Source organism: Actinoplanes oryzae, assembly GCF_030757795.1.
GTDB lineage: Bacteria > Actinomycetota > Actinomycetes > Mycobacteriales > Micromonosporaceae > Actinoplanes.
The window spans coordinates 62,565-77,158 of the sequence record NZ_JAUQWH010000006.1 but is presented as its reverse complement, the minus strand read 5'-3'; the positions used below and the strand labels follow the sequence as shown (position 1 = coordinate 77,158).

Annotated in this window: 14 protein-coding genes; 9 read left to right on the top strand and 5 right to left on the bottom strand. The window is 73.7% G+C overall.

The features are described from left to right. Positions 1–48: 48 nt before the first annotated feature. Positions 49–1,011 carry a P1 family peptidase gene (locus RBH18_RS04070; protein WP_306204527.1) on the bottom strand — a complete coding sequence of 321 codons (963 nt, stop codon included), beginning with the start codon at positions 1,009–1,011 and terminating at the stop codon, positions 49–51. Here RBH18_RS04070 and RBH18_RS04065 point away from each other — a divergent pair. Together RBH18_RS04065 and RBH18_RS04060 are read left to right on the top strand one after the other, a co-directional pair. Beyond that, positions 1,010–1,369, top strand: coding sequence for a MarR family winged helix-turn-helix transcriptional regulator (locus RBH18_RS04065; RefSeq protein ID WP_306204526.1), 360 nt, complete (start codon positions 1,010–1,012; stop codon positions 1,367–1,369). The two genes, RBH18_RS04070 and RBH18_RS04065, sit on opposite strands and share 2 nt — an antisense overlap. Before the next feature lie 157 nt (positions 1,370–1,526). Continuing rightward, entirely contained in the window at positions 1,527–2,300 is a 774-nt protein-coding gene (locus RBH18_RS04060; protein WP_306204525.1) for a hypothetical protein, read from the top strand. 96 nt (positions 2,301–2,396) lie between these two features. Here RBH18_RS04060 and RBH18_RS04055 read toward each other — a convergent pair whose 3' ends face one another. Further along, positions 2,397–3,032 (bottom strand): hypothetical protein, encoded by a 636-nt coding sequence (locus RBH18_RS04055; protein ID WP_306204524.1) that lies wholly within the window; start codon positions 3,030–3,032, stop codon positions 2,397–2,399. 395 nt (positions 3,033–3,427) lie between these two features. On the opposite strand from RBH18_RS04055, the gene RBH18_RS04050 reads away from it, so the two are divergent. Then, the gene (locus RBH18_RS04050; RefSeq protein ID WP_306204523.1) at positions 3,428–4,198 is read left to right on the top strand and encodes a hypothetical protein; all 771 of its coding nucleotides are present in this window, start codon (positions 3,428–3,430) and stop codon (positions 4,196–4,198) included. Here the strand turns inward: RBH18_RS04050 and RBH18_RS04045 are convergent. Next, a complete protein-coding gene (locus RBH18_RS04045) occupies positions 4,177–5,793 on the bottom strand; it encodes an amidohydrolase (RefSeq protein WP_306204522.1) in 1,617 nt (538 codons plus the stop codon). The genes RBH18_RS04050 and RBH18_RS04045 overlap by 22 nt on opposite strands. Before the next feature lie 50 nt (positions 5,794–5,843). Further along, positions 5,844–6,485 (bottom strand): MSMEG_1061 family FMN-dependent PPOX-type flavoprotein, encoded by a 642-nt coding sequence (locus RBH18_RS04040; protein ID WP_306204521.1) that lies wholly within the window; start codon positions 6,483–6,485, stop codon positions 5,844–5,846. Between the two features lie 67 nt (positions 6,486–6,552). Here RBH18_RS04040 and RBH18_RS04035 point away from each other — a divergent pair, with 67 nt between their 5' ends. The 6 genes from RBH18_RS04035 (at position 6,553) to RBH18_RS04010 (ending at position 13,924) form a co-directional block, all read left to right on the top strand. Then, positions 6,553–7,236 carry a Pr6Pr family membrane protein gene (locus RBH18_RS04035; RefSeq protein ID WP_306204520.1) on the top strand — a complete coding sequence of 228 codons (684 nt, stop codon included), beginning with the start codon at positions 6,553–6,555 and terminating at the stop codon, positions 7,234–7,236. 109 nt (positions 7,237–7,345) lie between these two features. After that, the gene (locus tag RBH18_RS04030; protein ID WP_306204519.1) at positions 7,346–8,635 is read left to right on the top strand and encodes a Rieske 2Fe-2S domain-containing protein; all 1,290 of its coding nucleotides are present in this window, start codon (positions 7,346–7,348) and stop codon (positions 8,633–8,635) included. After that, on the top strand, positions 8,628–10,142 hold the full coding sequence (locus tag RBH18_RS04025) for a glutamine synthetase family protein (protein ID WP_306204518.1): 1,515 nt from the start codon (positions 8,628–8,630) through the stop codon (positions 10,140–10,142). Before RBH18_RS04030 ends, RBH18_RS04025 begins: the two co-directional genes overlap by 8 nt. Then, positions 10,120–11,565 carry an aldehyde dehydrogenase family protein gene (locus RBH18_RS04020; RefSeq protein ID WP_306204517.1) on the top strand — a complete coding sequence of 482 codons (1,446 nt, stop codon included), beginning with the start codon at positions 10,120–10,122 and terminating at the stop codon, positions 11,563–11,565. Before RBH18_RS04025 ends, RBH18_RS04020 begins: the two co-directional genes overlap by 23 nt. After that, positions 11,562–12,842 carry an aminotransferase class V-fold PLP-dependent enzyme gene (locus RBH18_RS04015; RefSeq protein WP_306204516.1) on the top strand — a complete coding sequence of 427 codons (1,281 nt, stop codon included), beginning with the start codon at positions 11,562–11,564 and terminating at the stop codon, positions 12,840–12,842. Before RBH18_RS04020 ends, RBH18_RS04015 begins: the two co-directional genes overlap by 4 nt. After that, positions 12,839–13,924, top strand: a complete 1,086-nt coding sequence (locus RBH18_RS04010) for an FAD-dependent oxidoreductase (protein WP_306204515.1) — start codon at positions 12,839–12,841, stop codon at positions 13,922–13,924. The genes RBH18_RS04015 and RBH18_RS04010 overlap by 4 nt, the downstream gene beginning before the upstream one ends. On the opposite strand, the gene RBH18_RS04005 is transcribed toward RBH18_RS04010, so the two are convergent. After that, positions 13,914–14,591: a GntR family transcriptional regulator gene (locus RBH18_RS04005; RefSeq protein WP_306204514.1), complete on the bottom strand. Its 678-nt coding sequence runs from the start codon at positions 14,589–14,591 to the stop codon at positions 13,914–13,916. The genes RBH18_RS04010 and RBH18_RS04005 overlap by 11 nt on opposite strands. Between the last annotated feature and the right edge of the window lie 3 nt (positions 14,592–14,594).

The following is a 14,594-nucleotide window of genomic DNA, read 5'->3' as shown; positions in this document are numbered from 1 at the left end:
GCCTCGACATTAAGCCCGCCCCCGCCCGAACCGCCGCCGACGTGATGATCAACTCGTCCCGGGGCACCCACCTGTCCCGCTGGTCCGCCCTGTCACCTCGGGTCGCTCCGCCGGGTCCTCGGACGGGACGACGGCGGCGCGGATGGCGGCGGCGGTGGCCTCGGTGGTGGCGGCTCTCAGGTGGTCGAGGTCGACGCCCGTGGTGACGTGACCGGTGGCGAGGGCGACCGTGGCGTCGCCGTCGTAGCGGGAGTGGGCGGGGTGCAGGGCGCGGGCGAAGCCGGTGTGGGCGCTCTGCGCGAGCAGGTGACAGTCGTTCTTCGTCAGGGCCGCGTCGGTGAGCACCACGGCGACGGTGGTGTTGGTGAGGCCGAAGGGCGGGGGTGCCGGGCTGCCGGGGCCCGCGAAGAGCGGCGAGCCGTCGGGGGCGAGGACGTCACCCCAGGCGTTGACGACGACGAGGGCGGCGACGCGGGCCGGGCCGGCGGTGCGTTCGGCGAGGCCGAGGCCGCCCGGGTCCAGGCGGCCGCGCCACTTGCCGGTGGTCGCGCCGGCGCCCGCCCCGACACGCCCGGTGCTCAGCGGCTCGCCGGCCAGCGCGGCGAGGGCGGCGCGACGCCCCGCCTCGGCATCCGGAGGCGGTCCAGCACCATCCGGCCCGGCGGGAACGCCCGGCCCGGCACCCGCGACCGTGGCGTCGAAGATCGACATGCCGACGACGATGGGAACCGGGCCCGCGGGCGTCGCGAAGCCGGTGCCCCGCTCGCGCAGCAGACGCATCACGCCGTCACCGGCGGCGAGGCCGAACGCGGAGCCCCCCGAGAGCACCACGGCGTCCAGCCGGTCGACCAGCCGCGTCGGCTCCAGGAGCGCGAACTCCCGCGTCGCCGGGGCACCGCCGCGCACCTCGCCCGAGCCCACCGTCCCCGGCGGCGGCAGGACGACGGTCACGCCGGTGCCGTCCCCGGTCCAATGCCCCGCGTACGCCGTCAGCAGTTGCGGATCCACCATGACTCTCATGATGATGCCGATGCGGGCCGTTCTCGAGCGGCTCGCCGACGGCACGCAGACCGTGCCACAGGTGGCCCGCGCCCTGTGGCTTCCCCGGCAGGTGGTGCAGCGCCTGGCGGATGCGGCCGCGGCGCTCGGCTATGTGAGGTGGGCGCCCAATCCCGCGCACCGGCGCTCCCGGCTCGCCGAGCTCACCGCCGAGGGGCGGCGCGTCTTCGCCGAGATCCATGCCCGTGAGCTGGCGCAGCTGGAGGAGCTGGCGGCACGGCTGGATCCCGTCGACGTGGCGGCCTGCGTGCGCGTGATCTCGGCCCTCTCCGCACACACCCGCGAGCCGGCCCGGCGCGCCGACGCCTGACTTCCTGGCCCGGACCGCTTGACGGCCGAGCTGCGCGGCGGGCCGGTGATTCTGGCGGCCGACCATGGCTGTCGGCATCTGGCACATCCGCCGGGTACGTCCGCCCGGGCATCGCGACTCACTCCTTCGCGAGCAGTCCCGGCGGAGGAGGCGCCCCATGGCGAAGTCCCCGGCACCACGACCGGCGCAGCAACGAGCGCACGCAACGAGGAAGGCCCTGGCCGTGGCCGGCCTGCTGAGCCTTGTCGCTGTGGCCTTCGCTGCCGCGCTGGCGGGGTGCGACAGCTACAGCTACGAAGGATCGCCGGTCGCGCCCGCCGGGCAGCAACGGCCGGAAGCCCGGTCGTTCGAGGACTACGCGCAACGATGCCTGAAGGCGACCAAGAAATTCCGGGACGCCACTGTCGTCTTCGATCCCGATATCGCCATGACGAAGGACCGCGCCTCGACCGTCACGGCCGCGGTCACCCTCGACGCGAACCTGCCGGCGGACACGTTGCTGCCCGACGCGGACGCGGCCACACGCAAAGTCGCCGTGGCGTGCGAGGTCGAGGCCGGCCTGGTCGCGGACTCCGGCGACTTCGGCGTCACCCCGGCCGGCTTCTCGACGCAATCCGTCCTGGAGGGTCAGGACGCGGTCTGGCACTGGCTGGTGACACCGAAGCGCACAGGCGACTTCACGGTCATCCTGCAGCTGCGCCCGGTCGTTCTCGTCGGAAGCGGCTCGGGCGAGTACAAGAAGCACAACGTCACGACGTTGTCCCAGCCCTCCGCCGTGCATGTCACGCACGCGAACTGGGCGGCGGCAGCCAAGGACTGGCTCAGCTCGACGACGGGCATGCTCACCGCACTCGGCACGGCGGTGGCGGCCGTCGCCGGGGCAGTGGTCGCCGTCCACCAGCTGTTCGTCAAGCCTCGGCAGGCACCGTAGAACGGCTCGGCGACCGGAAGGTGGGAGACAGCTCAGCCCGAGGACCCCGGCAGCCTGATGGACGACACCGCCGCCCGCCGGACCGGCGTCCCATGGTCATCCGCCGTCGGCAGCCGACCCCGCTTCCTGCACCTCCTCGGCGCACAGAGCACGAACGCCATCGATCGTGAGCGCGCCGTGGCTGAACACGGCATCGCCGTCGGCCTGCCGAAGGTGCCGGAGCGACGCGGAGCAGATCCGGGTGACCAGTTCGACCGGCGGCGCCTGCAGCATCATGTCGCTCATGTCGGCCAGCTGCAGCCGCCCGCGCAGCTCGCGATGCCAGATCAGCACGACAGCGGCTATCTGGGCCACGACCCGCGGTTGCCCCGCCGCCGCGGGATGCTCGACCACCCCGGCCAGCCAGTGCCAGGGCCGGTCGATGCCCGTGTTGCCGGTGCGCATGCTCGCCATCAGCGAGGCCTCGAGATCCGCGGGGCCGCCGCCGGCCTGTGAGAGGGCGTACGCCGTGTGGCGCATCTGCGCGTCGTCGCCCAGAGCTGCGAGGAATCCGGCCGTGACCCGGTCCGCCTCGGCGACGTCTCCCGCATCGATCACCGGCGGTGCGACAGCGGCTGTCGGCTCGATCTTGCGCGTCTTCCGGAACAGACCCACGATGCCCTCCTGTCCGTCATCTCGACCAGCACAGTCTTCGGCATCGGGCGCCGGCCGGCCCATCCCCGCATCGGGCACTGGCGACGCCCCTGAGTGCGAGGCATTCCGGCTGCCCCGCCACGCCGTCGAGCAGCGTCGGCGCCTCGTCCGCGCACGAGGTGGAGCCGCGCCGACGGCCGCGCGGAGGTCCGACGGCCGCGCGGAGGTCCGACGGCCGCACGGAGGTCCGACGGCCGCGCGGAGGTCCGACGGCCGCACGGAGGTCCGACGGCCGCACGGAGGTCCGACGGCCGCACGGAGGTCCGACGGTCGACGGCCGACGGACGGGGTCACAGGCAGACGTCGTTACATCGTGCATGCTTGTTCCCGTTTCGCGCAGTCGCCCTCCGGAGGGATCTCGCGCCCGGGGCTCGCGGGTTGGTAGCATCCCGCCGTTCCCGGCCATGGCGGAGGTCTCCGTGACGGACGATCGGATGAAGGATCGCGTGAAAGTGATGTTCAACGGCCCGGCCGACAGTGCCACCTCGGAGCACAAGGTGGTGCCGATCCCGCAGCAGCAGGGCGCCATCCCCCAGCAGCAGGGCGGGATCCCGCAGCAGCAGGGAGTCGTCGCGCAGCAGCAGGGCGCGGTGCCGCCCAGCCAGGCGCTGCAGGTTCTCACCATGGCCCAGCGCACGGCCGAGGAGCACCTGGCCCGCGCGCAGCAGCAGGCCGACAAGATCCGCACGGACGCGCTGGCCGCGGCCGAGGAGATCGGGCGCGAGGCGCAGCTGCACGCCCACAACGTGCGGGGCCAGGCCGAGAAGGTGCTGGCCGAGGCGCGCGCCCAGGCCGAGCAGATCGCGCACCAGGCCAAGGAGCGCGCCGACGAGGCCCAGCGCAGCGCCGCCAAGGTCGTGCTCGAGGCGCGCGGCGAGGCCGGCCGGATCACCGCCGACGCGCAGGCCAACGCCGACCAGCTGCGGCTCGCCGCCCAGCAGCGCTTCGACGACGTGGTCGGCAGCCTCGGCGCCCGCCGCGAGGCGCTGCAGGGTCAGATCGAGGCGCTCGAGCAGTTCGACCGCGACTACCGCGGCCGGCTGACCGGCTTCATGCAGGCGCAGCTGCGCGCCCTCTGGGTGGAGCAGCCGCAGGTCACCGGCGAGCTGACCGGTGGCACGGGGGACGAGGTCGAGGCCGAGATCGTGGAGGACGGCGAGGAGACGCCGGCGCGTCCCGGCGCTCACGCCTCCCGCGAGGCGTAGACCCGCTCGCCGCCGACGAAGGTGAGCGCCACGCGCGTCTCGCCGAGGGCGTCCACCGGCCCCGCGAAGGGATCCCGGTCCAGCACGACGAGGTCGGCGCGCTGCCCCGCCAGCAGCGCGCCGGTGTCGTCGCGGTGATTCACAAAGGCCGACCCCGCCGTGTACGCCCGCAGCGCCACCTCGAGCCCGAGCCGCTGCTCCGGCAGGAACGCCGGCCCGGGCGACCCCGGCAACGTGCGGTTCACGGCCACGTGGATCGCCTGCAGCGGGTCGGGCGTGCTCACCGGCCAGTCGCTGCCCGCCGCCAGGCGCACCCCGGCGCGGTGCAGGTCGCCGAAGGGGTACTGCCGCTCCGCCAGCCCGGGCCCCAGGAACGGGATCGTCAGCTCGTCCATCTGTGGTTCGTGCGCCGCCCAGTACGCCTGCAGGTTCGCCGTCGCGTCCAGGGCGCGGAAGCGGCGTACGTCATCGGGGTGCACGACCTGCAGATGCGCGAGGTGCGGACGGGTGTCCCGGTGGCCGTTGGCGTCGCGGGCCGCGGCGATCGCGTCCAGGGCCTCGCGGACCGCGCGGTCGCCCAGCGCGTGGAAGTGCGCCTGGAAGCCCAGCGCGTCGACCGCGGTCACATGCTCCGCCAGGGCCCGTGGCTCGACGAACGAGATGCCGCTGTTGCCGGTCGGCCGTCCGCACGCGTCGCGGTAGGGCGCGGTCATGGCGGCGGTGAAGTTCTCCGCCACCCCGTCGAGCATGAACTTCACCGAGCGGCAGCGCAGCCGGCCCCCGGTCAGCCGCTCCCGCTGGGCCAGCAGGCCGGGGATCTGCTCGTTGCCCGCATCGCGCCGCCACCATAGCGCCCCCTCCACATCGGATACCAGGGTGCCGTCGCGGGACGCGGTCAGATAGGCGTCGGACACGTCCGGGTAGCCGTTGGATCCGCACATCAGCGCGTCCTGCCACGCCGTCACGCCCAGCGAGTGCAGCAGCTCCTGCGCGCGCAGCAGCCCGGCCAGCCGGTCCGCCGCGGTCGCCCCGGGCACCAGCGCGGCGACGAGGTCCATCGCGCCCTCCTGCAGGCCGCCGGCGGGCTCGCCGTCCGGCAGCCGGTCGATCCGCCCGTCCGCCGGATCCGGCGTGCGCGCGCCGATCCCGGCCCGGCGCAGCGCCTCGGTGTTGACCCACGCGCCGTGGTGGTCCCGGTTCATGAGGAAGGCCGGCCTGCCGCCGGTCACCCGATCCAGGACCTCCTTCGCCGGTACGCCACCCGGGAAGCTCTCCATCGACCACCCGCCCCCGGCGATCCACTCCGCGCCGGGGTGCTCGTGCGCGTACGCCGCCACGCGCCCCAGATAGTCGTCGACGCTCGTGGTGCCGCTCAGGTCGCACTGCCCGAGCTCGACGCCGCCCGTGACGGCGTGCACGTGCGCGTCCTGGAAGCCGGGCAGCAGCAGGCGCCCCCGCAGCTCCACCACCTCGGTCCGCGCGGTCGCCAGCTCCCGGACGTCGTCCCCGCCCACCGCGGCGATCCGGCCGTCACGCACCAGCAGGGCGTCCCCGATCGTCCCGAACAGCGGCCCGCCGGTGAAAAGCGTCTCCATGCCGTCGATGATGCCCCGCCGCGGGCCGGGGGCGACCCGTCGAGGTCCCGCTATTCGTAGCGGTACTTGAGCGCTTCCGCCTCCGTACGCTGGATGTCGGCGATCGTCAGCCCGGGCATCCGCAGTTGGGCGAGTGTCACCTCGGCGGAGGCCGGCTGAGCCTCCGGCGGCAGCCACGAGTCCGGCTGCCAGACGCCGCCGCGCATCAGGGACTTGGGGCAGTGCGGGTAGACCTCGTCGATGCCCAGCACCAGGGCGCTGGCCGGCGGCTTGCCCACGGCGGTCAGCCGGGACAGCAGCTCCGGACGGGTGGAGACGCAGGCGCGGCCGTTCATCCGCAGCGTCGTGGTGCGGCCCGGGACGACGAAGAGCAGCCCGGCCCGGCCGGTCGCGATGACGTTCTGCCAGGTGTCCAGCCGCTTGTTGCCGGTCGCGTCGGGGATCGCCACGGTCCGCGGGTCCAGGACGGTGACGAACCCGGCCGGGCCGCCGCGCGGGGAGACGTCACAGTTGCCCTCCGCGTCCACGCTGGCGATCAGGACCAGCGAGGCGCAGGCGACGAGGCGCCGGGTCTCCTCGGTGAGCTCGGTCGTCTGCTTGCGGACGGCCGCGTCGCCGGGGAGGGCGTAGACGCGCCGCAGCGCCTCGTGGTCGGGCACGGCATCGAGGCGCAGGGAGTCGAACGCATCCATGCCCCGAACCCTAAGGGTCCGGCGCGAGCGCGGGCATACTTGATCGCCGATGTACGGGAGGCGCGGTATGCGGATCTGGGGACGGCCCGAGCTGTGGTGGCGGGCACTGATCGTGGCGGCGGGCGTCACCGGGCTGTGGGCGGGGGACAGCCGGATCGTCTACTACACGACCCAGAGCAACCTCGTCGTGGCCGGCTACTTCGGCGCGGCCGTCTACTGGATGATCCGGCGCGACTCGCCCGCGATCGCGGCGCCGCGGCTGCGCGGCCCGGTGACGGCGTGGATCCTCGTCACCGGCCTGGTGGCGCACTTCCTGCTCAACGACGGCGCCAACCCGCTGCCCGGCCTGGTGGGCGGCGACCCGGCCGAGGTGCTGGCCGAGCGGTCCACGTTCCTGGTCCACTACGTGGTGCCGGTCATGGTGCTGGCCGACTGGGTCATGTTCGGGCCCCGGCGGGTGCCGGCCTGGCGTGAGCTGCCCGCGTGGTTGCTCTTCCCGCTCGGGTACGCCCTCCTCTCCGAGCTCCGCGCCGCCCTGCTCCCGGCGGCCACGACCCGTTATCCGTACTTCTTCCTCGACCCGGCCGGCAAGGGCGGCACGGGCGTCGCCCTGTGGATGCTCGCGCTGGGCATCGGCATCTACGCCCTCGGTGCTGCCCTGGTGGGCCTCGACCGGGCCCTGGCGAAGCGGCCCGCCGCCGGGGAACCGCGCCCCGGGACCGCTCCGGCAGCCGCCGAAAAGAGCTTGTAACGAATCCAGGGATGGCCTAACCGCACCCCATCGTGCAAGTATTGGATCCAATCTTGCAGCTGATGGATACGGGAGGTGGGTCTTGCTCAAGCCCGAGGACAATGAGCGGGTGACCCGGACCGGGCCCGGCACGCCGCTCGGCAGGCTCATGCGGGCCTACTGGCAGCCCGCGGCGCTGGTGTCCGAGATGCCGCCCGAGCGCCCGGTCAAGCCGGTCCGGCTGATGAGCGAGGACCTGGTCCTGTTCCGCCGCGACGACGGGGGCTGGGCGCTGGTCGGCCGGTTCTGCGCGCACCGCGGCGTCGACCTCGCCTACGGCCGGCATGAGGACGGCGGCCTGCGCTGCCTCTACCACGGCTGGCTCTACGGGCCGGACGGGCGGTGCAAGGAGCAGCCCGCCGAGCCGGCGCACAGCCGTTTCGCCGACAAGATCACGATCCCGAGCTATCCGTGCGTCGAGCGCAACGGCATCGTCTTCGCCTACCTGGGCGACGGGGAGCCGCCGCCGTTCCCGCACTACGACGCGTTCCAGGCCCCGGAGGAGTACACCTTCGCCTTCAAGGGCCTGTGGGAGTGCAACTGGCTGCAGGGCGTGGAGGGCGGCATCGACCCGTCCCACGTCAGCTTCCTGCACAAGTTCATCGACGAGGACCCCCGCGAGGTGTACGGCCAGCAGTTCAGCGAGATCGTCGAGGGCACCGGCAAGAAGCTGTCGATGCTCGTCGGCGACAGCAACCGCCCCGACATCGAGGTGGAGACGGCCGAGCACGGGCTGCGCGTCTACGCGATCCGGCAGCTGACCGAGGAGGTGCGCCACGTGCGCATCACCAACCTCGTGTTCCCGAACGCGTTCGTGGTGCCCTTCGGCAACTCCAAGGTCTTCATCCAGTGGCACGTGCCGATCGACGACGAGAACCACTACTGGTACATGATCTGGTACGACTTCGCCGAGGAGACCGACAAGGCGACCCTGCTCGAGCAGCGGCTCAAGGAGGTGTCGCTGCCCGACTACCGGCCGCTGCGCAACCGCTCCAACAACTGGGGCTACGACCCGGCCGAGCAGCGCGATCTCACGTACACGGGGATGGGTCTGGACATCAACGTCCACGACCAGTGGGCCGTGGAGAGCATGGGGCGCATCCAGGACCGCACGACCGAGCGCCTCGGCGTCTCCGACCGGGCCGTGACGGCGAACAGGCGGATGCTGCTCAAGGCGATCGAGGCGTTCGAGAACGGCGGCTCGATCCCGGCCCGGGCCGTGGATGCGACCACCGCGGCCGCGCTGACCGGTCCCCTCGCCGTGGACACCGTGGCGCCCACCGAGACGTGGGAGCAGACCTGGCGGCAGCGCGAGAACGAGCGCCGGCAGAAGTCCCCCTGGGCGGCGACGGATGCCTAGCACCGACGAGCGGGACGTCGCCGAGGGCGGCGGCGGCTGGAACGCCCGCCCGCTGCTCGCCGCCGACCGCGGCGGGTTCATCGACCGGCACGACCTGTGGAGCGAGGCGCAGTTCGCGGCGGCCGGCCAGGTGCGCCGGGTCGTCGACGAGCTGGGGCTGGAGCTGGTCCGATTCTCGTTCGCCGACCAGCACGGCGTGCTGCACGGCAAGACGCTGACCCGTGCCGCCCTGCCCGGCGCCCTGCGCTCCGGCGTCACCGCGCCCAGCTCGCTGCTGCTCAAGGACACCTCCGGGCGCTCGGCGTTCGGGGTGTTCAGCGCGGACACCGGCGTGGGCGTGGACGGCTTCTCCGGCGCCGGCGACATCGTGCTGGTCCCGGACCCGACGACCTTCCGGGTGCTGCCGTGGGCGCCGAAGACCGGCTGGATCCTGTGCGACCTGCGCTTCCCGGACGGCTCGGCGGTGCCCTTCTGCGGCCGGAGCATCCTGCGCCGGCAGCTGGAGCGGCTGCGCGACACCGGCTACGCGATGACGGTCGGCGTCGAGCTGGAGTTCCACGTCTTCCGCGACACCGAGGGCGCGCTGACCGACGACCGCACCGGCATGCCGGGCACGCCGGGCCGGGCGCCGCTGGTGGGCCCGATCAGCACCGGCTCGCAGCTGCTGCTGGAGGAGGGCCTGGACCGGGTCGACGACCTGGTGCACACCTTCCAGCGCGGGCTGCACGCGCTGGACCTGCCGCTGCGCTCGGTGGAGCTGGAGTTCGGCCCGAACCAGCTGGAGATCACGCTGCAGGCGGCCGACGCGGCGCGGGCCGCCGACGACGTGATCCTGACGCGCTCGGCGATCCGGCAGCTGGCCCGGCGCACCGGGCACCACGCGACCTTCATGGCGCGGCCGGCCGGGGCGAACGGGGCCTCCGCGGGCTGGCATCTGCACCAGTCGCTGCGCGATGTGCGTACGGGGGAAGCGGTCTTCGACGACCCTCGGCTCATGAGCGACACGGCGCGGCACTATCTCGCCGGGATCCTGGAGCACGCGAAGGCCGCGGCGGCGTTCACCACTCCCACGGTGAACGGATACAAGCGCTACCGGGCCTTCTCCCTGGCGCCGGACCGGATCTGCTGGGGCGCCGACAACAAGGGCGCGATGGTCCGGGTGGTCGGCGGCGGCCAGGACGCGGGCGTCCGCGTGGAGAACCGCGGCGGCGAGCCGGCCGCCAACCCGTACCTCTACATCGCCTCGCAGGTGATCAGCGGCCTGGACGGCCTGACCCGCAAGCTGGATCCGCCCGCCCCGGTGACGGATCCCTACGCGACCGCCGCGGACAAGCTGCCGGCGAGTCTCGTCGAGGCGGTCGCCGCCCTGGAGGCCGACCCCGTTTTCGGCGAAGCGCTCGGCCCCGAGGTGGTGGCGTGGTACGCCCACCTCAAGCGCGACGAGTTCGCCCGATACCTCGCCCACGTATCCGATTGGGAGCAGCGTGAATACTTCGATCTCTTCTGAGGAGCCGTTCCTGATCGGCGGCGAGTGGATCGCGCCCGGCACCCGGGCGACGTTCCCCGTGCTGGATCCGGCCAGCGGCGAAGTGCTCACGCGCGTGGCCCAGGCCGATCCCGCGGACGTCGACGCCGCCGTGGCCGCCGCCGCCGGGGCGCACGCCGACCGCCGCTGGAGCGGGCTCGCCCCGCTGGAGCGCACCCGGATCCTGAGCCGCATCGCCGACCTCATCGAGGCGAACCTCGAGGAGCTGGCCGTGCTGGAGACCAGGGACAACGGCAAGCCGATCGAGCGGTCCCGGGCGGACACGCTCTTCAGCGCCAAGGACTTCCGGCACTTCGCGGGCGCCCCGAGCCGGCTGACCGGCACCGTGACGCCGATCGACGGCGGCTCGCACCACGTCTACACGGTCCTGGAGCCGGTGGGCGTGGTCGCGCTGATCCTGCCGTGGAACTTCCCGATCATGACGGCGGCGCACAAGCTCGCCCCGGCGCTCGCCGCGGGCTGCACGGTCGTGGTCAAGCCGGCCGAGCAGACGCCGCTGACCATGCTGCGCCTCGCCGCGCTGTGCGAGGAGGCCGGGCTGCCCGCCGGCGTGCTCAACGTGCTCACCGGCGACGGGGAGGTCGGCGCCGCGCTGGTCGCGCACCCCGGGGTGGCCAAGGTATCCTTCACCGGATCCACCGAGGTGGGCCGCCGGGTCATGGCGTCGGCCGCCGCGACCACCAAGCGGCTCACCCTGGAGCTCGGCGGCAAGAGCCCGAACATCATCTTCGAGGACGCCGACCTGGACGCGGCCGTGGCGACGGCGATGCGCGCGTCGTTCGGGCACTCCGGCCAGATGTGTACGGCCGGCAGCCGCCTGCTGGTGCAGAAGTCCATCGCCGACGAGATGTACCAGCGCCTCGCCGCCGCCACCGAGAAGGTGCCCGTGGGCAACGGCCTCGACGGCGGTATCTCGGTCGGCCCGCTGGTCTCCGAGGAGCAGCGGCAGATCGTGCTGAGCTACATCGCCAAGGGCGTCGAGGAGGGCGCGACCCTGGCCACCGGCGGGGACGTGCCGGACCGGCCGGGCTACTTCGTGTCCCCCACGCTGTTCACAGGCGTCACCAATGACATGACCATCGCCCGCGAGGAGATCTTCGGGCCGGTGGCCGGGGTCATCACGTTCGAGGACGAGGCCGAGGCGCTCGCCATCGCCAACGACACCTCGTACGGGCTGGCGGCCGGCGTGTGGACGCGGGACCTGTCCCGGGCGCACCGGATGGCGGCCGCCCTGCACTGCGGGACGGTGTGGGTGAACACGTACAACATCTTCGACCCGGCCCTGTCCTTCGGCGGCGTCGGCGACTCGGGCCTGGGCCGCGACCTGGGCGACGAGGCGCTGAAGTCCTTCTGCGAGAGCAAGGGCGTGGTGATCGCCCTGTGAGCGGGGGCTTGGGCATCCCGGCGCCGGGCGGGGGCTTGGACATCCCGGCGCCGAGTGGCGGCCTGGACGTCCCGGCGCTGCGGGAGGCCACCCTCGGCATGCGGCACGCGCGGCACCTGAACTCCGCGGGGGCCTCCCTGCCCAGCGAGGCCGTCCTGCGCACGGTCATCGAGCACCTCGAGCTCGAGGCCCGCATGGGCGGCTACGAGGCGGCGGAGGTGGCGCGGGGCCGGCACGACGCGGTGTACGCCAAGGCCGCCGCGCTGATCGGCGCCCAGCCGGAGGACATCGCGCTGGTCGAGAGCGCCACCGTCGCCTGGCACCGGGCCATGGACGCGCTGGCCCTGCCCCCGGGCAGCCGGGTGCTCGCCGCCGCGTCCAGCTATGTCAGCTCCGCCATGCACCTGCTCGACCGCGCCCGCCGCGACGGCGTCACGGTCGAGGTGCTGCCGGTCGACGCGGCCGGGGGCACGGACCTCGACGCGCTGGAGAAGTGCCTGCGCACGCCCGCCGCCCTGGTCACGGTCGCCCACGTGCCGACCTCGTCGGGGCTGGTCGAGCCGGTGGCGCGGATCGGCGCGCTCACCCGGGCGGCCGGCGTGCCGCTGCTGCTCGACGCCACCCAGTCGCTGGGCCAGCTCCCGCTGGACGTCGTGGCGGCGCAGGTGGACATCGCCATGGGTACGGGCCGCAAGTTCCTGCGCGCCCCGCGCGGCACCGGGCTGCTCTACGTCAGCGCCGCGATGCGCGAGCGGATGCACCCCGTCTTCCCCGACGTGCGGGGCGCCACCTGGTCCGCCGACCGTGAGGTGGAGGTCGGCCCCGGCGCCCGCCGGTACGAGACCTGGGAGGCGGCCCACGCCCTGCGGCTCGGGCTCGGGGTGGCGCTGGACGAGGTGCTGGCGCTGGGCGTCCCGGCGGTCCACACCTACGTTTCCGGACTCGCCGCCCGCCTGCGCGGGATGCTGGCCGAGCGGCCGGGGATCCGGGTGACCGACCCGGCGGCGTCGCCCAGCGGCATCGTGACCTTCGTCTGCGAGGGCGAGCAGCCCCGCGCCACCGTGCTGCGCCTGCGCGCGGCCGGGGTGCACGTCACCAGCGTCCCGGCCAGCCACGGCCAGTGGGACCTGGGCCGGCGTGGGATCGACGCGGTGGTGCGGGCGTCGGTGCATGTCTACAACGACGAGTCCGACCTCGACGCCCTCGTGGCGGCACTGACCGGGACCGAGCGGGAAGGGGGCCGGCACTCATGGGCGGCAGCACCCACTCTGACGTGATCGTGATCGGCGCCGGGATCCACGGCAGCGCCGCCACCTGGCAGCTCGCCCGGCGCGGGATCCGGGTGACGCAGCTCGACCGGCACCCCGACGGGCACACGGAGGGGTCGTCGCACGGGCACACGCGGATGATCCGCCGGTCGTACCCGTCGGCGTTCTGGGACGGGCTGGTCGACCGGGCGTACACGGCGTGGGACGCGCTGAGCGCCGCCGCGGGCACGCCGCTGGTCACCCGCACCGGCGGCCTCTACGCCCGCTCGGACGGCGACCCCGGCCTGCGCAGCCCCAACGGCCGCACGGTCGGCTTCGAGGAGGCGTCGCTGATCTTCCCCGGGCTGCGGCTGGCCGAGGGCTGGACGGCGCACTACGACCCGGAGGCCGGCGTCATCGACGCGGCGGCCGCCCTGACGCACCTGCGCAAGCTGGCCCTTGCCGAGGGCGCCCAGCGGCGGACCGGCGCGACCGTGACCTCCTGGCAGTCGGACGGTTCCGGGGTACGGGTCAGCACCGGCGACGGCGATCTGACCGCCGACCGGCTCGTGGTCTGCGCCGGGCCGTGGACCGCCGAGCTGCTGCCGCAGTTCGCGGACCTGCTGACCGTGCAGCGCATCATCACGGTCAACCTCGGGGCCCGCGACCCGGAGCTGGTGGGCCGGCCCGGACTGGGCGCCTTCTCCGTGGCGATCCCGGACGTGGGCCTGCTCTTCGGCATCCCGGCCTTCCACGGCGACGCGCTCAAGGTGGGCCTGGAACCGGGTCCGGGCGACGACATGTCGCGGGCGCAGTGGGCGCCGCAGCCGGCCGAGATCGAGCGCCTGGCCGCCCTGGCTGCGCCGTTCCTGCCCGGCGTGGACGGATCGGTGGTGGACTCGGTGGCGTGCCGTTACACGATGGCGCCGCGCAACCGCTTCGCGATCGGCGAGTTGCCGGGCACCCCGCACGTGCTGGTGGGCGCGGCCTGCTCGGGGCACGGCTTCAAGTTCGGCCCGGCCGTCGGCGAGGCCCTGGCGGACCTGGCCACCGGCGTCGAGCGCCCCGACCTGGACGGCCACAGCCCGGCCGCGATGGGGGTCACCCCTTGAAGACCGTGGCGGAGCGGCGCTCGTACCAGCGGGCCAGCTGCTCCCCCGCGCTGAGCACGTGCGCCTGCATCTCGCGGCGCGCGGTCTCGGCGTCGCCCGTCTCGAGCGCGGCGATGATCCGCTCGTGCTCGTGGAAGTTGTCCTCGCGGTGGCGCGCGTTGTCCTGCAGCACCAGCGCGGACACGTTGCGCGGGAACGCCTCGTTGATCTCCTTGATCACCTTGGCCAGCCGCTCGTTGCCGGCGAAGCCGTGGATCAGCGTGTGGAACTCGTCGTTGGCGGCCGTGCTGGAGCCGTCGGACAGGATCGCGCCGGGGCGCACCGCGTCGTTCGCGCGGCGCAGCTCGGCCAATCCGTCGCCGGTGATCCGCGAGACCGCCCGCTCGCACGCCATGCCCTCCAGCTCGGCGCGGACCTCGTACGTCTCCCGCACGTCCCACGGCGCCGGCACGCGCACGACCGCGCCGCGGTGCGGGACCACCTCGATGAGGCCGCCGGTCTGCAGCTGGCGCAGCGCCTCGCGGATCGGCGTGCGGCTCACCCCGAGGGTCTTGGCCAGCTCGGCCTGCCGCAGCTGGGCCCCGATCGGGATCTCGCCGGACATGATCCGCGCGCGAATGGCGGCCGCGGTGTCGTCGACCAGCGCGCTGGCGGGGGTGGGTTCCATGGG

Bases quoted from the DNA above. Each gene is read 5' to 3' on its own strand.
- RBH18_RS04025 (WP_306204518.1), top strand. From the start codon at position 8,628: ATGCCTAGCACCGACGAGCGGGACGTCGCCGAGGGCGGCGGCGGCTGG.
- RBH18_RS04035 (WP_306204520.1), top strand. From the start codon at position 6,553: ATGCGGATCTGGGGACGGCCCGAGCTGTGGTGGCGGGCACTGATCGTG.
- RBH18_RS04040 (WP_306204521.1), bottom strand. From the start codon at position 6,485: ATGGATGCGTTCGACTCCCTGCGCCTCGATGCCGTGCCCGACCACGAG.
- RBH18_RS04045 (WP_306204522.1), bottom strand. From the start codon at position 5,793: ATGGAGACGCTTTTCACCGGCGGGCCGCTGTTCGGGACGATCGGGGAC.
- RBH18_RS04060 (WP_306204525.1), top strand. From the start codon at position 1,527: ATGGCGAAGTCCCCGGCACCACGACCGGCGCAGCAACGAGCGCACGCA.
- RBH18_RS04065 (WP_306204526.1), top strand. From the start codon at position 1,010: ATGACTCTCATGATGATGCCGATGCGGGCCGTTCTCGAGCGGCTCGCC.
- RBH18_RS04050 (WP_306204523.1), top strand. From the start codon at position 3,428: ATGAAGGATCGCGTGAAAGTGATGTTCAACGGCCCGGCCGACAGTGCC.
- RBH18_RS04070 (WP_306204527.1), bottom strand. From the start codon at position 1,011: ATGGTGGATCCGCAACTGCTGACGGCGTACGCGGGGCATTGGACCGGG.
- RBH18_RS04005 (WP_306204514.1), bottom strand. From the start codon at position 14,591: ATGGAACCCACCCCCGCCAGCGCGCTGGTCGACGACACCGCGGCCGCC.